Source organism: Pseudomonas sp. JL23 (genome assembly GCF_056933585.1).
Map to the genome: position 1 here is coordinate 2,635,336 of NZ_CM167795.1, position 17,869 is coordinate 2,653,204.

Consider the following 17,869-nt stretch of genomic DNA (forward strand, 5'->3'; position numbering starts at 1 on the left):
CTTCAAGGACACTCCGGTCAACCGGGCATCTCCATTTTCGACAGGTAGAACTGATATGGCTGACAAGAAAGTCGAACCCCAACTGATTTCAGGCGAAGAAAGCCTGCGCGTGTTTGAAGGACTCAATCGTGGCCTGTCGCGCCGCGATGCGTTGCGTATGTTGGGGGTTGCCGGGGTCGCTGCGGCGGGCGCGGGCAGCCTGTTTGGGGCCGCCGGCAAAGTCTTTGCCGATGACGCGGCCACCCCGCTCAAGGGCAAGCCGGGCGGGCGCATTCGGGTCGCGGGCATGTCCAGCTCCACCGCCGACACCCTGGACCCGGCCAAGGGCGCGCTGTCCACCGACTACGTGCGGCACTTCATGTTCTACAACGGCCTGACCCGTTTTGACAGCCACCTGGTCCCGCAACTGGAGCTGGCCGAGCGCATCGATAACGATAAGGCTACGGTCTGGACCATCACCCTGCGCAAGGACATCACTTTCCACAACGGCAAGGGCCTGAGCGCCGCCGACGTGGTGTTCTCCCTCAATCGCCACAAGGACCCGGCCACCGGCTCGAAAGTCATGCCGCTGATGGCTCAGTTTGCCGAGGTCAAGGCCACCGGCCCGCTGGAAGTGCAGATCACCCTGACAGCACCCAATGCCGAGCTGCCGTCGATCCTTGCCGTGTCGCACCTGTTGATCGTTCCCGAAGGCACCACTGACTTCAATCCGGGCGTCGGCACCGGGCCGTTCAAGGTCAAGGAATTCAAGCCGGGCGTGCGCTCGGTCAGCGTGCGCAACCCGGGCTACTGGAAGCCGGGCCTGCCGTACCTGGACGAGATCGAATTCATCGCCATCGGCGACGAGCCGTCCCGGGTCAACGCTTTGCTGTCCGGCGACGTGCACATGATCAACGAGGTCAACCCGCGTTCGACCCAGCGTATTTCCGCCAGTGCCGGGCACCGGGTGGTTGATGCGCCGTCGGGCAACTACACCGACCTGATCATCCGCCAGGACCAGTTGCCAGGACAGAACGCCGACTTCACCCAGGCCATGAAGTACCTGCTGGACCGCGAACAGGTCAAGTCGGCCGTGTTCCGTGGCTACGCGGTGGTCGGTAATGATCATCCGATTGCACCGGGCTCGCGCTATCACAACGCCGACCTGCCGCAACGCGCCTACGATCCGGAAAAAGCCAAATTCCTGCTCAAGAAAGCCGGTATGGAAAAGATCAGCATGCCGGTGGTCTGTTCTCCGGCCGCGACCGGTTCCGTGGACATCGCCGTGCTGTTGCAGCAATCGGCCAAGTCCGTGGGCCTTAACCTCAACGTCAACCGCGTGCCCAGCGACGGCTACTGGTCCAACCACTGGATGAAGCATCCGCTGAGCTTCGGCAACATTAATCCACGTCCCAATGCCGACGTGATCTTTTCGCAATTTTTCCAGTCCACCGCACCGTGGAATGAGTCGGGCTGGAAGAACGAGCAGTTCGACCAGTTGCTGATGCTGGCCCGTGGCGAAACCGATGACGCCAAGCGCGCGAAGATGTACGCCGACATGCAGACTCTGGTCAGCGACAACTGCGGCATCGGCATCCCGGTTTTCATCAGCAACATCGACGGTGTCGACCAGCGTATCAAGGGCTACAGCAGCAACCCCCTGGGCGGTTTCATGGGGTACATGTTCAGCGAGCAGGTCTGGCTGGACGCGTGATTGCGCCACGAACCGAGTGATGCGGAGCAGGACTATGAATAGCAACACACTGTGGCTGATCGGCAGGCGCTTCGGCGCGGCGATCGTGACCTTGTTGATCGTGTCGATGGTGGTCTTCGCCATCACTGCCGTACTCCCCGGAGACGCGGCGCAGCAGGCCCTCGGGCAGTTCTCGACCCCCGAACAGGTGGCGGCACTGCGTGTGAAGATGGGCCTGGATCAGCCGGGTGTGATGCGTTACCTGCATTGGTTGCTGGGCCTGCTCAGCGGCGACCTGGGCAATTCGGTGTCCAGTGACATGCCGGTCAGCGAACTGATGGCGGGCCGCGTGCCCAACACCATGATGCTGGCTGCGGTCACCGCGCTGGTTTCGGTGCCGGTGGCCCTGACCCTGGGCATAGGTTCGGCCATGGGCCGGGGCGGGCGCATCGACAGCATCCTGAGCTTCATCACCCTGGCCCTGGTCGCGGTGCCGGAGTTTCTGGTGGCGACTCTTGCGGTGCTGGTATTCGCGGTCAATCTGGGCTGGCTGTCAGCCCTGTCCTATGCCGCCGACATTCATTCGCCCTGGCAATTCCTGCGCACCTACGCACTGCCGGTGATGACCCTGTGTTTCGTCATCGTCGCGCAGATGGCGCGCATGACCCGTGCCGCGGTGATCGACCAACTGGACAGCCCCTACGTGGAAATGGCTCGACTGAAGGGCGTCAGCCCCGTGCGGATTGTCCTGCGCCATGCCTTGCCCAATGCCATCGGACCGATAGCCAACGCCGTGGCGTTGAGCCTGTCCTACCTGCTGGGCGGAGTGGTGATCGTCGAGACCATTTTCAATTATCCCGGCATCGCCAGTTTGATGGTCGATGCCGTGACCAACCGTGATATCGCCCTGGTTCAGGCCTGTACCATGCTGTTCTGCACGGCCTACCTGGGTCTGGTACTGCTGGCCGACCTGTGCGCCATTCTTTCCAACCCGAGGCTGCGAACCCAATGAACAAACTCATTGTGACATCGACGCCAGCGACTCCCGACCTGGCCTCAGGCAAGATCTCCCACGGCCCGTCATGGCTCGGCCTGCTGGGCGCCGTCATGTGTTTCTTCTGGCTGCTGGTGGCGCTGTTCGGCCCCTCGCTGGCGCCCCATCCGGTGGGCGAAGTGGTGTCGGACAACGTCTTTGACGTGCTTAGCCTGGCCCACCCGTTCGGCACCGATTACCTGGGCCGCGACATGCTCAGCCGGGTGCTGGTCGGCGCCCGATTCACCGTTGGCCTGGCGCTGATTTCCGCCGTCCTCGCCAGTGGTCTGGGGACCACCTGTGCGCTGCTGTCGGTGATGGCGCCGAAATGGCTGGACGAAGCCATCAGCCGATTCATGGACGCCTTTATCTCGATTCCGAGCAAGATGCTTGCACTGATCATGGTCTCCGCCTTCGGCTCCTCGGTGGTGCTGCTGATCTGTACGGCGGTGCTGAGTTTCATGCCCGGCGCCTTCCGCATCGCGCGCAGCCTGGCGGTCAACATCGAGGCCCTGGAGTACGTGCAGGTCGCCCGCACCCGTGGTGAGCGGCGCCTGTATATCGCCTGCGTGGAAATCCTGCCGAACATGATCAACCCGGTGCTCACCGACCTGGGCCTGCGTTTTGGTTTCATTGTTCTGCTGCTCAGCGGCATGAGTTTCCTCGGTCTGGGCGTACAACCGCCGGACGCCGACCTTGGTTCGCTGGTACGGGAAAATATCGGCGGTCTCAATCAGGGCGCTCCGGCTCTGGTGATTCCGGCCCTGGCCATCGGCACCCTGACCATTGGCGTCAACCTGTTCATCGACCGGATTTCCTCACGTCGCAGTCGCCGTTCGGGAGGGCATTGAGATGACGCAATTGATTCGGGTCCAAGACCTGCGCGTCGTCGCCTCGGGCGAGCGTGGCGAGAGCGAAATCGTCAAGGGCGTGAGCTTTTCCCTGGAGAAAGGTGAAGTGCTGGCGTTGATCGGCGAGTCCGGTTCGGGCAAGACCACCATTGCCCTTGCGTTGTTGGGCTATGCCCGGCGTGGCTGCCGGTTGGCCAGCGGTGTGGTTCAGGTCGGCGAGCACAATATGCTCGCCCTGGAAGAAGGCCAGTTGCAGCGCCTGCGTGGCAATCGGGTGTCCTATATCGCCCAGAGCGCCGCAGCGGCGTTCAACCCGGCGAAAAAGCTGATCGATCAGGTCATCGAAGGCGCTCTGATACACGGTCTGGGCACCCGTAGTGCGCTGACCGCCAAGGCCATCGGCCTGTTTCGTGACCTCTCCCTGCCCAACCCGGACAAGATCGGCGAGCGCTATCCCCATCAGGTTTCCGGTGGCCAGTTGCAGCGGGTCATGGCGGCCATGGCATTGATCAGCGATCCGCTGCTGGTGGTACTGGACGAACCCACTACGGCCCTGGACGTCACCACCCAGATCGACGTGCTGCGCGCCTTCAAGCGTGTGGTGCAGGAGCGCGGCGCTACGGCGGTGTATGTCTCTCACGACCTGGCGGTAGTGGCGCAGATGGCCGACCAGATCGTTGTGCTCAATGGCGGCCAGGTCATCGAACAGAGCGGCACCGCAGCCTTGTTGCGCGGACCGGCCGAGGAGTACACCCGCAGCCTGCTGGCTGCGGCCCGCCCGGACGCCAAGCTGTCCCCGGCCAGCGAAGTGGCCCAAGACGTGACGCTGCTGACCATCAAGGGCATGACCGCAGGGTACGGCAAGAAGAGCCTGCAGGGCATGCCGATGATACGCGTGCTCGAAGACATCGACCTGACGGTGCGCCGGGGCCAGGCCATCGGGGTGATCGGTGAGTCGGGCTCGGGCAAGTCGACCCTGGCCCGGGTGGTTGCCGGTCTGCTTGATCCAGCCAAGGGCGAGTTGCTGTTCGACGGCAAGCCGTTGTCCGGCACCCTGGCCGGGCGCACGGCGGATCAGTTCCGGCGCATCCAGATGGTCTTTCAGAATGCCGATACGGCACTGAACCCGATGCACAGCGTCAGCACCATTCTGTCGCGGCCATTGAAGATGTATTTCGGCCTCAAGGGCGAGGCCCTGCGCCAACGCATCGACGAATTGATGGATCTGGTGCGCCTGCCGCGCAACCTGGCCGAACGTCGCCCCAACGAACTGTCCGGCGGGCAGAAGCAGCGGATCAACCTGGCCCGGGCCCTGGCGGCCAAGCCCGACCTGATTCTCTGCGACGAAGTGACTTCGGCCCTGGATACCGTGGTCGGCGCGGCGATTCTCGAACTGTTGCGCGACCTGCGTCGTGAACTGGGCGTGTCGTATCTGTTTATCAGCCACGACATTTCCACGGTGCGCGCTCTGTGCGACGACATCGTGGTGATGTACAGCGGCCACAAGGTCGAGGAGGGCAGCCAGGAGGCCTTCAGCCGTGCGCCGTTCCACCCCTACACCGACTTGCTGGTCAGCTCGGTGCCGGAGCTGCGCCAGGGTTGGCTGGAAAGCTGCGGCAGTACCAGCGGCAGGCTGCCGCCGATCGGTGCATCGAGCAACACCTTGGAACTGTGCACCTTTCTCAATCGCTGCCCGGTTCGGGTCGACGGTTTGTGCAACAAGACCGCGCCAGGCCGCCGGGTCATCAGCGGTAACAGTGAAATCCTCTGCCACCTGGACAGCCCCGAGCTTGAGCGCAGCCAGGTCCATTCGAACAACATGATTGTGGGAGCCTACGCATGAAAGGGCGTTTCGTAAGACTGGGCGAGCGCGGGCGACCTACGGTCAGCCTGCTGGTCGATGGCGCGCCCATCAGCGCCTTGCAGGGCGACACCTTGATGGTCGCGTTGCTGACCCAGGGGACTGCGCTGCGCCAATCGGAGTTCGACTCCGGACGCCGTGCCGGTTTTTGCCTGATGGGTGCCTGCCAGGACTGCTGGGTCTGGACCCGCAGCGGCGAACGCCTGCGCGCCTGCTCCAATGAAGTGCGCGACGGGCTGGACATTGTCACTACACAACCGGAGGCGAAATGGCCACTCCACGGGTAGTCATAGTCGGCGCGGGCCCGGCCGGCACGCGTTGCGCCAAAACCCTGCTCGGCGCCGGTATTAAGCCAATCCTGATCGACGAAAACCGCCGCGATGGCGGGCAGATCTATCGCCGTCAGCCGGAAGGCTTCAAGCGCGACTACGCCACCCTGTACGGCAGCGAAGCGGACAAGGCTCGCGCTCTGCATCAGACTTTCGACCGCCTGCGCAGTCAGATCGATTACCGCCCCGATACCCTGGTGTGGAATATCGCCGAGGGCCAGTTGTTCTGTGTCAGCCAGGGCCGTCATTCGACCATCGAATACGACGCGCTGATCCTCTGCACCGGCGCCACCGACCGACTGATGCCGCTCAAGGGCTGGCAGTTGGCGGGGACCTACAGCCTCGGCGGTTCGCAGATCGCCCTCAAGGCGCAGTCGGTGTCCATCGGCCACAGTGTGGTGTTCATGGGCAGCGGGCCGTTGTTGTACCTGGTCGCCAGCCAATATGTGAAGGCCGGGGCCAGGGTGGCGGCGGTGCTCGACACCTCGCCGCTGCGCAAGCGCATCGGCGCGCTGCCCAAGTTGCTGGCCCGCCCGGCGTTGCTGTTGACCGGCATGAAGCTGCTGGCGCGTTTGTACCTGGCCGGGGTCAAGGTGCATCTCGGGGTGCAGCCCCTGCAAGTGCTGGGTGATGAGTACAGCGGCGTCAGCGGTGTGAGTTTCAAGACCGGCAGCGGCAGTGTGATGCAGATAGAGGCCGATGCCGTGGCATTGGGTTATCACCTGCGTCCGGAAACCCAGCTGGCTGATCTGGCGGGCTGCCAATTGCAGTTCGACGATCTATCCGGCCAGTGGCTGCTGGCCGTTGACGACGAAGGCCGTACTTCAGTGCGTGGTGTCTATGCCGCCGGCGACGGCGCGCGGATTCGTGGCGCCGATGCCGCCGAACAGGCCGGGCGCCTGGCGGCCATGGCGTTGCTGGCTGACCGGCAGTTGCCGGTGGATGCCGCCGTGCGTCAGCAGCACAAGACGTCTCTGGCGGTGATGGAGCGTTTTCGGGTCGGTTTGTCCGAAGCCTTTCCATGGCCTGCGGCCCAGGCCAAAGCATTGCCCGATGAGGCGATTGTCTGCCGTTGCGAGATGATTACCGCCGGTGAACTGCGCGGCGTGGTCCGGCAAAAGGGCGCCTGCGAGGTCAACCGTGCCAAAGCCTTCAGCCGGGTCGGCATGGGCCGTTGTCAGGGACGATATTGCTCTCAGGGCGGTGCCGAGGTGATTGCCGCCGAAATCGGCATACCGGTGGTGGAGGTCGGTCGCCAGCGCGGTCAGGCGCCGGTCAAGCCGCTGTCGATGCAGATGGAAGAGGTGATTTCATGACCGCGCAAAAAAGCGATGTGTTGATTGTCGGCGGCGGCTTCATGGGCAGCGCGTCGGCGTTCTTCCTGCGCCAGCGCGGTCACTCGGTGACCCTGCTGGAGCGGGATCAGATTGGCCAGTACGCCAGTGGCGTCAACTTCGGCAATGTCCGCCGCCAGGGCCGTCACCTGGCCCAGCTGGACCTGGCCAACCGCTCCTGGGCCTTGTGGAAACGCCTGCCGCAGTTGATTGGCGAAGATCTGGAGTTCCTGCCCAGCGGCCATATGCGGGTGTGCTACGACGAGGCGCTTATCGACGATCTGCACGCCTATGCCGCCGCGCCCGAGGCTCGTGAACTGGACCTTGAAGTGATCGCGGGCAAGGCTTTGCACGAGCGCTTCCCTTTCCTCGGGCCTGAGGTCAAGGGCGGCTCCTACGCCCCTCACGATGGCCACGCCAACCCGCGTCTGGCCGCCCCTGCTTTTGCCCGTGCCGCCGTGCGCGCCGGGGCCAGGGTCGAGGAGGGTGTAGAGGTGCTGGACGTGCAGAAGGTTGGTGACGAGTTTCAGGTCACCACGGCCGATGGTCGCTTGTTCACTGCCGCCAACCTGTTGATTACGGCGGGTGCCTGGGGCTCAAAGTTGTCCGAACAGTTCGGCGAAGCGGTCCCGCTGGAAACCCACGGCCCGCAGATGGCGGTCACCGAGCCGGTGCCGTACTCCCTGCCGACGGTGATTGGCGTCTATACCAAGGTCCCGGAGGAAGTGATTTATTTCCGCCAGATCGAGCGCGGCAATGTCGTCATCGGTGGCGGTTATCGCAGCCGCCCGGACATGCTCACGCGCCGCGCTCATGTCGAGCCGCGCAGCACCCTCAATCAGATCCAGCAGATGCGCCGCCTGCTGCCGGCAGCGGTCAACCTGAACATCATCCGGGTCTGGAGCGGTATCGAAAGCTACACCCCGGACTCCCTCCCGGTCATCGGCGCCAGCGGCAAGGTCGACGGGCTGTTCTATGCCTTTGGCTTCTGCGGTCATGGCTTCCAGCTCGGTCCGGGGGTGGGCGATGTCATGGCGGAACTGATCAGCACCGGCCAGACCAGCACCCATATCGCACCCTTTGATATCCGCCGCTTCAGCCCGGCGCCGACCCTGTCATCGGCTGAATCGCCGAGCCTTCAACTGACGAGCAAAGTCTTATGAAACCCCGTGTACTGGATATCCTCAAGCGCCTGATCGGTTTCGACACGGTCTCATCCGAATCCAACCTGGCGCTGATCGAATACGTGCGTGAACTGCTGGCGAGCAAGGGCATCGAGTCGCTGATAGTCAAGGACGAGACCGGGCGCAAAGCCAATCTGTTCGCCAGCACCGGGCCGAAGGAACAGCAGGGCATCCTGCTCTCGGGCCACACCGACGTGGTGCCGGTGGCGGGGCAGGCCTGGACCGTGCCGCCGTTCGAAGCCACGGTGAAGGACGGTCGCGTCTATGGCCGTGGCACTTGCGACATGAAGGGGTTTATCGCCCTGGCCATCGACGCCATGCTCGATGCTGCCGAGCTGAATCTGACCCGCCCGCTGCAACTGGCGCTGTCCTATGACGAGGAGATTGGCTGCGTCGGTGTGCGGCGCCTGATCGATGTGCTGGACATGGCTACCCTGCGGCCGTTTCTCTGCGTCATCGGCGAGCCGACCCAGATGCAGTTCGCTGTCGGCCACAAGGGCAAGAGTTCGTACCGCACCTATTGCCTTGGCCAGGAAGCCCATTCGTCCCTGGCACCACGGGCGATCAATGCGATCCATCTGGCCAGCGATTTCATCTCGGTATTGCGCGACAGTCAAAAGCGCGTCGAACAACAGGGCCAGCGCGACGAGGGCTATGACATTCCCTACAGTACCGTGCATATCGGTCGTATCGACGGCGGCAAGGCGCTGAATATCGTGCCCAACCTGTGCACCCTTGAATTCGAATTCCGCAACCTGCCCCAGGACGATCCGGATCTGCTGTTGAGCGAACTGCGCGAGCGTGCCGAAGCCCTGGTGCGAGAGGCACGGCAGGTCTCCGGCGTGGCTGATATCGAGATCGAAGTGATGAACGAATACCCGGCGCTGGACACCCACCCAAGCGTCGAGGCCGTGCGCCTGCTGCACAATTTTGCTGCTGCCGGCACCGAACATATCAAGGTGTCCTTCGGCACCGAAGGCGGGTTGTTCGCCAACCGCCTCAATGTACCGGTGGTGGTTTGCGGGCCAGGCTCCATCGAGCAGGCGCACAAGCCCGACGAGTTTATCGATGACAGCCAGATGCTCGCCGGCGAGCGCTTTCTGCACAGCCTGCTCGCTTCGCTTAAGCAGTAGAGCCTGCCGTGGCGCCGCGAAATTCAGCAGCCGACGCTGCTGCCGCGGCGCTTTCAGCATCCTGCTCCGGAGCGCCTGCTTAGACTGGCGACTGACACATACTCCGGATCAGGACTCGAGCATGCTCAAACATCAATTGCAGGACCCCAGCCTTCTAGTCGAACTTGCCTACATCGACGGCCAGTGGCTCGGTGCCGATGACGGTGCCACCCTCGACGTGAACAACCCGGCAACGGGTGAGTTGCTGGCCCGGGTTCCAGCCCTGCAAGGCACGGAAACCCGCCGCGCCATCGAAGCCGCTGAACGCGCCTGGCCGGCCTGGCGTGCGCGCCCGGCGGCTGAACGTGCGGCACTGCTGGAGCGTTGGTATCAGGCCATGCTCGATAACGTCGACGACCTCGGCCTGATCATGACCCTGGAGCAGGGCAAGCCGCTCAACGAAGCCAAGGGCGAGATTCGCTATGGCGCCAGCTTCGTCAAATGGTTCGCCGAAGAGGCCCGTCGTTGCTATGGCGAGACCATTCCGGCCCCCAGCGCTGACCGCCGACTGATGACCCTCAAGCAGCCGGTGGGTGTGTGTGCGGCCATTACGCCGTGGAATTTCCCCAACGCGATGATCACCCGCAAATGTGCGCCGGCCCTGGCGGCGGGTTGCCCGATCATCGTCAAACCCTCGGACCTGACGCCGCTGTCGGCCCTGGCGTTGGCGGTGCTGGCCGAGCGCGTCGGGATTCCGGCCGGGGTCTTCAACGTCATCACCGGCATGCCGGTGGGCATCGGTGAAGAGCTGACCGGCAACCCGGCGGTGCGCAAGATCTCCTTTACCGGTTCCACTCCCGTGGGCCGTCTGCTGATGCGCCAGAGCGCCGAGCACATCAAGCGTTTGAGCCTGGAGCTGGGCGGCAATGCGCCGTTTATCGTTTTCGATGATGCCGACCTGGAGCAGGCCATCGCCGGGATCATGCTGAGCAAATTCCGCAATGCCGGGCAGACCTGCGTCTGCGCCAACCGCATCCTCGTGCAGGACGGCATCTACGAGCGCTTCGCCAAACGCCTGGTCGAGGAGGTGGCCAAGCTCAAGGTCGGCAACGGCATGGACGACGGCGTGACCATCGGCCCGCTGATCAACGCGGCAGCGGTGAGCAAGGTCGCCCGGCATATCGACGATGCCTTGAGCCAGGGCGCGACGCTGTTGTGCGGCGGCATTCCTACAGGCGACAGCCAGTTCGTTCAGCCCACGGTATTGGGCGATACCCATGCCGGTATGTTGCTGGCCAACGAAGAGACCTTCGGCCCCGTTGCGCCGCTGATGCGCTTTACTGATGAAGCCCAGGCGCTGGCCCTGGCCAATGCCACGCCCTACGGCCTGGGCGCCTATTACTTCACCCAGGACCTGCGTCGTTCGTGGCGTTTCGGCGAGGCTCTGGAGTTCGGCATGGTCGGCCTCAATACCGGGATCATCTCCATGGAAGTGGCGCCGTTCGGCGGTGTCAAACAGTCGGGTCTGGGCCGCGAAGGTTCGAGCTACGGGCTGGACGAATACCTGGAAGTAAAGGCCTTTCATGTCGGCGGCCTTTAATCAGCGATTGCACAGGGGAGCACGGATTCATGGGTAAAACATTCAGGATTGCCGCGATTGCCGGCGACGGTATCGGTCAGGAAGTCATGCCTTAAGGGTTGCGCGTTCTGCAAAAGGCCGCGCAGAAATGGCAGGTGGAACTTGAGGTAGAAGTCTTCGAGTGGGCCAACTGCGACTATTACCTGCAACACGGCAAGATGATGCCCGACGACTGGTTCGACCAGCCAAGGGTTTCGATGCGATCTTCTTCGGTGCCGTGGGTTGGCCCGAAAAGGTGCCGGATCACATTTCCCTGTGGGGTTCGTTGCTCAAGTTTCGCCGCGACTTCGACCAGTACGTGAATATCCGCCCGGTGCGCCTGTTCCCCGGCGTGCCGTGCCCATTGGCCGGGCGCAAGCCGGGGGATATCGATTTTGTCGTGGTGCGGGAAAACACCGAAGGCGAGTACTCCTCGGTGGGCGGCAAGATGTTCGAAGGCACCTAGCATGAGTTCGTGCTGCAGGAGTCGGTGTTCACCCGCCGAGGCGTCGACCGCATTCTCAAGTTCGCTTTCGACCTGGCTCAGACCCGGCCACGCAAGGTGCTGACTGCGGCAACCAAATCCAATGGTATTTCCATCAGCATGCCGTATTGGGACGAGCGCACGGCATTGATGGCGCGGAACTATCCCGAGATCAAATGGGACAAGCAGCATATCGACATTCTTTGCGCGCGCTTTGTCCTGCAGCCGGACCGTTTCGATGTGGTGGTGGCGCCAAATCTGTTCGGCGATATCCTTTCCGACCTTGGCCCGGCCTGCGCCGGCACCATCGGTATCGCCCCTTCGGCCAACCTCGATCCGCGGCGGCGCTTCCCGTCTCTGTTCGAACCGGTGCACGGCTCGGCCCCGGATATCTTCGGCCGCAACATCGCCAACCCTATTGCGATGATCTGGTCGGCGGCGCTGATGCTGGACTTCCTCGGTAACGGCGACGAACGCTACCGCGCGGCCCATGACGGGATCATTGAGGCTATCGAACGGACCATTGCCCAAGGGCCGAAAACCCCGGACCTGGGCGGGACCGGATCGACGCAGTCGGTGGGGGAGGCGATTGCTGCGACACTATAAAGACGCGTTGGAGCGAGGCTTGCCCGCGAAAAAAACGGCGCGGAGTATCAGGCATACCGCGTCCAGACCTTCGCGGGCGAGCCTCGCTCCAACGGGGCTGAGGTGCTAGTAACCCTGCCCGCGATCCACTTGCCCGAGCATCTTCTCCCCGCGCTCGAACCGGCGAATATTCTCCAGCAAACCGGCAAAGGCGCTTTCCGGTTGGGTCATGGCGGCAATATGCGGCGTCAGCATGATCTGCGGATGCTTCCAGAATGGATGATCCATTGCTGCCGGTTCTTGTAGCAGCACGTCCAGTATCGCCGCGCTCAACTGGCCGCTGTCCAGGGCCTGGAGCAGGTCGTCCTCACGCAGATGCCCTCCACGGCCCATATTGATCAGCGCCGCACCCTTGGGCAGTTGCGCGAACAACGCCTTATTGAGGATGCCTTCGGTCTGTTCGGTCAGGGGTAACACGCAGAGCAGAATGTCGCACTGGGCGAGAAAGGCCGGCAGTTGTTCGACCCCGGCATGACAGGTCACACCCTCAATCTGATGCTGATTGCGGGCCCAGCCCGAGAGGGCAAAGCCGAACGGTTTCAGGCTCGCCAGAATATGCTGTGCCTGCAGCCCCAGGCCCATGACCCCGATCCGGCGCTTGCTCGCGGGCAGCAGTCGATGAGCCTGCCAGTGACCGGCGACCTGCTGCTGACGGTAGCGCAGCATGTCGCGGTGCAGGCTGAGCACCGCCCAATTGGCGTACTCGCACATGCCCTGGCTGATGCCAGGATCAAGCAGGCGCACCACTGGCAGGCTCAGGGGAATGCGGCTCAGGTCCAGTTGATCCACTCCCGCCGACAAGGCGAACAACACCTTGAGATTGGGCAGCACGTTCTCGAGATCGTCCGGTGCCTGCCAGGCAGCCAGGTACTCGACTTGCGCGCCATCGCCAACGTCCGGCCAGGCGCGCCATTGGATATCCGGGGCGTGTTCGGCAAACAGCGCCTGCCATTGTTCGCCGCGCGCAGGGTCAGCTTTATAGAGCAGCGCCATGGGCATTTCCTGGGTAAAGAAGAGGGGCGTCCATGATGCCGCAACGGCGGAGCATGATCTGTTGAAAGCACGGGGCAAAACAGTGGATCCGGGCATCTCGGGCGGCAAGTTCGGCGTAGATCATTTCGCCGAACGATTAACCTGAACAGCATCGCAACCACTTGCCGCTGCCGGGCTCAATGCGCGGCTCATTACCTACAGGAACCACCATGAACAGCAAAGTCGACGAAGCACACCATTTACTGCGTCAGCGTGATCAGTTCGTACCGCGCGGTATCGTCAATGCGCACCCACTGGTCATCGATCGCGCCCAGGGTTCGGAACTGTGGGACGTGGATGGCAAGCGTTATCTGGATTTCGTCGGCGGTATCGGCGTGCTCAACATCGGTCACAACCACCCTAATGTGGTCAAGGCCGTGCAGGGCCAACTGAGCAAGATCACCCACGCCTGTTTCCAGGTGGCGGCCTACCAGCCCTATATCGAACTGGCCAAGCGGCTGTCGCAGATGGTCGGTGGTGAGGTGGCGCACAAGGCCGTGCTGTTTACCTCCGGTGCCGAGGCGGTGGAAAACGCCATCAAGATCGCCCGCGCCCACGCCAATCGTTCGGCAGTCATTGCCTTCCGTGGCGGCTTCCACGGCCGCACCTTGCTGGGCACCACCCTGACCGGCATGAGCCAGCCCTACAAACAGAATTTCGGTCCGTTCGCCCCGGAGATCTTCCATACCCCTTACCCGAACGAGTACCGCGGCTTCAGCAGCGACATGGCCCTGGCTGCGCTGAATGAACTGTTGGCGACCCAGGTTGCTGCCGATCGCGTCGCCGCCATCATCATCGAACCGGTACAGGGCGACGGTGGTTTCCTCGCCGCGCCGGTCGAGTTCCTCAAGGCCCTGCGCAAGCTCACCGAGCAGCACGGCATTGTGCTGATCCTCGATGAGATCCAGACGGGCTTCGGTCGCACCGGTAAGATGTTCGGCTTTCAGCACGCAGGCATCCAGCCGGACCTGGTTACCGTGGCCAAAAGCCTGGCCGGTGGTTTCCCGCTGTCGGGCGTGGTCGGCCGTGCCGAGATCATGGACGCTCCCTTGCCTGGCGGCCTGGGTGGCACCTACGGCGGTAATGCCCTGGCTTGCGCGGCGGCTCTGGCGGTGATCGACACCTATGCCGAAGAAAAACTTGTCGAGCGCGGCCAGGTGCTGGGCGATCGCCTGCGCGACGGCCTGCTCAAATTGCAGGCGCGCTACCCGCGTATTGGCGACGTCCGTGCCACCGGTTTCATGGTAGCCATTGAGCTGATCAAGGACGACGCCGAACGCAGCCCGGATGCCGACCTGACCCAGCAACTGATCGATCAGGCCCGGGTCGGCGGTCTGTTGGTGATCAAGTGCGGGGTGTATCGCAACGTCATGCGTTTCCTTGCGCCGCTGGTGACCAGCGAAGCGCAGATCGACGAAGCCCTGGAGATTCTCGACGGTGCGCTGGCACGTATCTTGATCGCCTGACCACTGGCATCGCTGGCCGGTTCAACAAGGATCGGCCAGCGGGCATACCGGGATGAACTGGAGGTTGTATCTGCCATGGGGCTGACTGAATACCGCGCATTGCTGATCGACTGCGACGAAGTACTGGTGGATCGGGATTCGGGCGTCTGGGCGGCCTTGCAGCCGCTGCTGGAAAACCGCCTTGAGGCGCCGGACAAGGGGCAGATTCTGGCCCAGTACAAGGACGTGATTCGCTCGCTGTATCCGCGCTACGCGGAACTTGGCTTCAGCGGCATGCTGTGCTTTGCCCATCGGCAGATGGCCGAGCTGCTGGCGATCAAGTCCAGTTGGGAGGAGGGCATGAGCTTCGCCCGCTCGGTACCGGGCTGGACCCTGTTCGAGGATGTACCGGGGGCGATGCTGTACCTGCGCAAGTTTTATCACCTGCGGGTATACGCCGACCGTGATGTGGAGGATCGTGGTGTCTTGTGCGAGCGCCTGGGGCTGTTGCCCGAGCACTTGCTGTCTCTGGCCGACAATCCGCTGGATGGCGGCGACTGGCTGGCAGAACTGGACGTCGACCCTGCCGACACCCTGCTGCTGTCGCGGCCACCGGCCCAGGCATTGGGTGAAGGCGGCCTGTGCCTGATCCGCCGGGGAGCCGCCGAGCACCGCAAAACCTGCCCGGCAGACTTCTGTATCAACAGCATGGCGGACCTCGTGCGACAGCATCAGTTGTCTTTAAGGTGCTGATTTTGTTAGAAGGTACTTCTGTACTGAATAGTTACCAAGCAAGAGGCGCGTGATGGAAGGGTTGGTCAAACTGGACCGGATTGATATCAATATCCTGGTCGAACTGCAAAAAGACGGCCGCATGACCAACGTCAGCCTCGCGGATGCCGTGGGTCTGTCGGCCAGCCCTTGTCTGCAACGTGTCAAGCGCCTGGAGTCGGCGGGCTACATTTCCAGCTACAAGGCTCACCTCAACCTGGCGAAGATCACCGACTCGGTAACGGTCTTCACCGAAGTCTCCCTGAGCGACCACAAGCGCGAAGATTTCGCCAAATTCGAAGCCAATATCCGCCTGGTCGACGAAGTGCTCGAATGTCACCTGATCAGCGGCGGCTACGACTACCTCGTGCGCTTCATGACCCGCAGCATTCAGCACTATCAGGAAGTGGTGGAGGAGCTGCTGGACAAGAATATCGGTATCTCCAAGTACTTCAGTTATATCGTGATCAAGTCGCCGGTGATGAAGGACGGGGTGCCGTTGCGCAAGTTGTTGCGGCATTGATACCTGCTGCTCTGTGGGACCGGCTTCAGCCGGGAAGGCGTATTCCCGGCTAAAGCCGGTCCCACAGGTCGCCTCAGGAATGCACTTTGCTCTTGCCGCGCGTTGCGCAATAGGGTCTGATGCTGCCCCAAAAACACCGGGGTCATCCATGCAGTCGCTGTTGAACGAAATCCTCGACGAAGTACGTCCGCTGATCGGTCAGGGCAAGGTCGCCAACTATATTCCGGCCCTGGGCGGCGTCAAACCGAATCAACTGGGCATTGCCGTGTACAGCAACGATGGCGAGCTGTATCACGCCGGCGATGCTGGCACGCTGTTCTCGATCCAGAGTATTTCCAAGGTGTTCAGCCTCGTCCAGGCCATCGGCCACAGCGGCGAGGACATCTGGCAGCGTCTGGGCCATGAGCCTTCCGGCCAGCCGTTCAATTCCCTGGTGCAACTGGAGTTCGAACGCGGGCGGCCCCGCAATCCGTTCATCAACGCCGGGGCTTTGGTGATCTGCGATATCAACCAGTCGCGCTTTGCCGCGCCATCGCTATCGATGCGCGATTTCGTCCGGCGCCTGTGCAGCAACCCGAAGATCGTCTCCGATGCGCTGGTGGCCGAGTCCGAGTATCAGCACCGCTCGCGCAACGCGGCGGCGGCCTACCTGATGAAGTCCTTCGATAATTTCCACGGCGATGTCGAAGCGGTGCTGCGCAGCTATTTCCATCACTGTGCCTTGAGCATGAGCTGTATCGACCTGGCCAAGGCTTTCAGTTTCCTGGCCCACGAAGGCTTCTGCGTCCATAGCGGCGAGCAGATCCTCACGCCGCGCCAGACCACCCAGCTCAACTCGATCATGGCCACCAGCGGGCTGTACGACGAGGCCGGTAACTTTGCCTATCGCGTCGGCTTGCCGGGCAAGAGCGGCGTAGGCGGCGGTATCGTCGCAGTGGTGCCGGGGCAGTTTTCGGTGTGCGTCTGGTCGCCGGAGCTGAATGCTGCGGGCAATTCCCTGGTGGGTATGGCCGCCCTGGAAAAACTGAGTGCGCGGATCAACTGGTCGGTGTTCTGATTCGCTCAGTCATGACAGAATCATATCTTTGGATGGCTCAGTCATTTCCAGGGATTATCAATCATGGCGCTGGATATCGATGCGGTACAGGCCTTTGTGCTGGTGGCCGACCTCAAGAGTTTCACCCGGGCGGCAGAGATCATCGACACCACTCAGTCGGCGGTCAGCCTGAAAATCAAACGCCTGGAGGACGCCCTCGGTCGTCGCCTGCTGGAGCGCACGCCACGCAAGGTCAGGCTGTCCGCCGAGGGCAGTACCTTCCTCGCCGCCGCGCGCAACCTGCTGGTGGCTTATCAAGGCGCCATCGGTTCATTCGAACAGCCGCAACAGCGCTTGGTGGTGGGCATCAGCCATCACATCATCGGCGCTGAACTGCCGCTACTGCTCAAGCACCTCAAGGCCGCACAGCCCAATCTGCAGATCGAACTGCATATCGGCACCTCCCGGGATATCCGCGATGCCTTCGATCGCGGCCTGCTCGGCGGTGCCCTGGTGCTGGGCTACGACAATCGCCGTCAGGACGGTGAGGTGATATTCAAGGAGCAGTTTGCCTGGATGGCTGCTGATGACTTCGACCATCGCCCCGGTGAGCCCCTGCGTCTGGCCACGCAGCCTGCGCCGTGCAGCATGCGGGCGATGGCCACTTCGCTGCTGGACGAAGCGGGAATTGTCTGGAACGAAGTGTTTGTCGGCGGCGGCATGAGCACCATCGCCGCAGCGGTCAGCGCCGGATTGGCGGTGGCGGCTCTGGCGCGACGTGTGGCCCCGGCCGGATTGGTGGATGTTGGCGCGAAACTGGGCTTGCCGCCCCTACCGAGCCGCGAAGTGATCCTCTATTCCAGCGCCTCGACGCCACAGGTTCGCGGTGTCCTGCAGACCCTGGCGTCGGCGGTGCGTTCGACGGCTAATGCCTGATCA

At 62.7% G+C, this 17,869-nt stretch carries 16 protein-coding genes and 1 pseudogene; 16 read left to right on the forward strand and 1 reads right to left on the reverse strand.

Translation table 11 applies throughout. From position 1 onward, the window contains the following. Positions 1-55 precede the first annotated feature (55 nt). The 10 genes and pseudogenes from AC1Z24_RS12340 to AC1Z24_RS12385 all read left to right on the forward strand — a co-directional run bounded on the left by AC1Z24_RS12340 (position 56) and on the right by AC1Z24_RS12385 (position 12,084). Complete coding sequence (locus AC1Z24_RS12340; protein ID WP_483745870.1) at positions 56-1,693, forward strand: ABC transporter substrate-binding protein; 1,638 nt, start codon at positions 56-58, stop codon at positions 1,691-1,693. A 34-nt stretch (positions 1,694-1,727) separates the two neighbouring features. Then, on the forward strand, positions 1,728-2,684 hold the full coding sequence (locus tag AC1Z24_RS12345; protein WP_259109129.1) for an ABC transporter permease: 957 nt from the start codon (positions 1,728-1,730) through the stop codon (positions 2,682-2,684). Further along, on the forward strand, positions 2,681-3,556 hold the full coding sequence (locus AC1Z24_RS12350) for an ABC transporter permease (protein ID WP_483745871.1): 876 nt from the start codon (positions 2,681-2,683) through the stop codon (positions 3,554-3,556). Before AC1Z24_RS12345 ends, AC1Z24_RS12350 begins: the two co-directional genes overlap by 4 nt. A 1-nt stretch (position 3,557) precedes the next feature. Continuing rightward, on the forward strand, positions 3,558-5,399 hold the full coding sequence (locus tag AC1Z24_RS12355; RefSeq protein ID WP_483745872.1) for an ABC transporter ATP-binding protein: 1,842 nt from the start codon (positions 3,558-3,560) through the stop codon (positions 5,397-5,399). Beyond that, positions 5,396-5,704, forward strand: a complete 309-nt coding sequence (locus AC1Z24_RS12360; protein WP_483745873.1) for a (2Fe-2S)-binding protein — start codon at positions 5,396-5,398, stop codon at positions 5,702-5,704. The genes AC1Z24_RS12355 and AC1Z24_RS12360 overlap by 4 nt, the downstream gene beginning before the upstream one ends. Continuing rightward, entirely contained in the window at positions 5,686-7,062 is a 1,377-nt protein-coding gene (locus AC1Z24_RS12365) for an FAD/NAD(P)-dependent oxidoreductase (protein ID WP_483745874.1), read from the forward strand. The genes AC1Z24_RS12360 and AC1Z24_RS12365 overlap by 19 nt, the downstream gene beginning before the upstream one ends. Then, a complete protein-coding gene (locus AC1Z24_RS12370) occupies positions 7,059-8,243 on the forward strand; it encodes an NAD(P)/FAD-dependent oxidoreductase (RefSeq protein ID WP_483745875.1) in 1,185 nt (394 codons plus the stop codon). Before AC1Z24_RS12365 ends, AC1Z24_RS12370 begins: the two co-directional genes overlap by 4 nt. Then, entirely contained in the window at positions 8,240-9,397 is a 1,158-nt protein-coding gene (argE, locus tag AC1Z24_RS12375; RefSeq protein WP_483745876.1) for an acetylornithine deacetylase, read from the forward strand. Before AC1Z24_RS12370 ends, argE begins: the two co-directional genes overlap by 4 nt. Positions 9,398-9,518: 121 nt before the next feature. Next, positions 9,519-10,976: an NAD-dependent succinate-semialdehyde dehydrogenase gene (locus tag AC1Z24_RS12380; RefSeq protein ID WP_483745877.1), complete on the forward strand. Its 1,458-nt coding sequence runs from the start codon at positions 9,519-9,521 to the stop codon at positions 10,974-10,976. Positions 10,977-11,005: 29 nt separating this feature from the next. After that, positions 11,006-12,084 (forward strand): annotated as a pseudogene (locus tag AC1Z24_RS12385) (tartrate dehydrogenase). Positions 12,085-12,189: 105 nt separating this feature from the next. Here the strand turns inward: AC1Z24_RS12385 and AC1Z24_RS12390 are convergent. After that, complete coding sequence (locus AC1Z24_RS12390; protein ID WP_483745878.1) at positions 12,190-13,116, reverse strand: 2-hydroxyacid dehydrogenase; 927 nt, start codon at positions 13,114-13,116, stop codon at positions 12,190-12,192. Here AC1Z24_RS12390 and AC1Z24_RS12395 point away from each other — a divergent pair. The 6 genes from AC1Z24_RS12395 to AC1Z24_RS12420 all read left to right on the forward strand — a co-directional run bounded on the left by AC1Z24_RS12395 (position 13,115) and on the right by AC1Z24_RS12420 (position 17,866). Continuing rightward, positions 13,115-13,261, forward strand: coding sequence for a hypothetical protein (locus AC1Z24_RS12395; protein ID WP_483745879.1), 147 nt, complete (start codon positions 13,115-13,117; stop codon positions 13,259-13,261). The genes AC1Z24_RS12390 and AC1Z24_RS12395 overlap by 2 nt on opposite strands. Positions 13,262-13,325: 64 nt before the next feature. Then, a complete protein-coding gene (gene gabT / locus AC1Z24_RS12400; protein ID WP_483745880.1) occupies positions 13,326-14,621 on the forward strand; it encodes a 4-aminobutyrate--2-oxoglutarate transaminase in 1,296 nt (431 codons plus the stop codon). Positions 14,622-14,696: 75 nt separating this feature from the next. Next, positions 14,697-15,353, forward strand: a complete 657-nt coding sequence (locus AC1Z24_RS12405; RefSeq protein ID WP_483745881.1) for an HAD family hydrolase — start codon at positions 14,697-14,699, stop codon at positions 15,351-15,353. 52 nt (positions 15,354-15,405) lie between these two features. After that, complete coding sequence (locus AC1Z24_RS12410) at positions 15,406-15,894, forward strand: Lrp/AsnC family transcriptional regulator (protein ID WP_259109110.1); 489 nt, start codon at positions 15,406-15,408, stop codon at positions 15,892-15,894. Positions 15,895-16,042: 148 nt separating this feature from the next. Beyond that, positions 16,043-16,951 (forward strand): glutaminase B, encoded by a 909-nt coding sequence (gene glsB / locus AC1Z24_RS12415; protein ID WP_483745882.1) that lies wholly within the window; start codon positions 16,043-16,045, stop codon positions 16,949-16,951. 63 nt (positions 16,952-17,014) lie between these two features. Next, the gene (locus AC1Z24_RS12420; protein ID WP_483745883.1) at positions 17,015-17,866 is read left to right on the forward strand and encodes a LysR family transcriptional regulator; all 852 of its coding nucleotides are present in this window, start codon (positions 17,015-17,017) and stop codon (positions 17,864-17,866) included. Positions 17,867-17,869 lie beyond the last annotated feature (3 nt).

Coding starts and splice junctions, on each gene's coding strand:
- AC1Z24_RS12340 (WP_483745870.1), top strand. CDS start 56: ATGGCTGACAAGAAAGTCGAACCCCAACTGATTTCAGGCGAAGAAAGC.
- AC1Z24_RS12345 (WP_259109129.1), top strand. CDS start 1,728: ATGAATAGCAACACACTGTGGCTGATCGGCAGGCGCTTCGGCGCGGCG.
- AC1Z24_RS12350 (WP_483745871.1), top strand. CDS start 2,681: ATGAACAAACTCATTGTGACATCGACGCCAGCGACTCCCGACCTGGCC.
- AC1Z24_RS12355 (WP_483745872.1), top strand. CDS start 3,558: ATGACGCAATTGATTCGGGTCCAAGACCTGCGCGTCGTCGCCTCGGGC.
- AC1Z24_RS12360 (WP_483745873.1), top strand. CDS start 5,396: ATGAAAGGGCGTTTCGTAAGACTGGGCGAGCGCGGGCGACCTACGGTC.
- AC1Z24_RS12365 (WP_483745874.1), top strand. CDS start 5,686: ATGGCCACTCCACGGGTAGTCATAGTCGGCGCGGGCCCGGCCGGCACG.
- AC1Z24_RS12370 (WP_483745875.1), top strand. CDS start 7,059: ATGACCGCGCAAAAAAGCGATGTGTTGATTGTCGGCGGCGGCTTCATG.
- argE (WP_483745876.1), top strand. CDS start 8,240: ATGAAACCCCGTGTACTGGATATCCTCAAGCGCCTGATCGGTTTCGAC.
- AC1Z24_RS12380 (WP_483745877.1), top strand. CDS start 9,519: ATGCTCAAACATCAATTGCAGGACCCCAGCCTTCTAGTCGAACTTGCC.
- AC1Z24_RS12395 (WP_483745879.1), top strand. CDS start 13,115: ATGGGCATTTCCTGGGTAAAGAAGAGGGGCGTCCATGATGCCGCAACG.
- AC1Z24_RS12390 (WP_483745878.1), bottom strand. CDS start 13,116: ATGGCGCTGCTCTATAAAGCTGACCCTGCGCGCGGCGAACAATGGCAG.
- gabT (WP_483745880.1), top strand. CDS start 13,326: ATGAACAGCAAAGTCGACGAAGCACACCATTTACTGCGTCAGCGTGAT.
- AC1Z24_RS12405 (WP_483745881.1), top strand. CDS start 14,697: ATGGGGCTGACTGAATACCGCGCATTGCTGATCGACTGCGACGAAGTA.
- AC1Z24_RS12410 (WP_259109110.1), top strand. CDS start 15,406: ATGGAAGGGTTGGTCAAACTGGACCGGATTGATATCAATATCCTGGTC.
- glsB (WP_483745882.1), top strand. CDS start 16,043: ATGCAGTCGCTGTTGAACGAAATCCTCGACGAAGTACGTCCGCTGATC.
- AC1Z24_RS12420 (WP_483745883.1), top strand. CDS start 17,015: ATGGCGCTGGATATCGATGCGGTACAGGCCTTTGTGCTGGTGGCCGAC.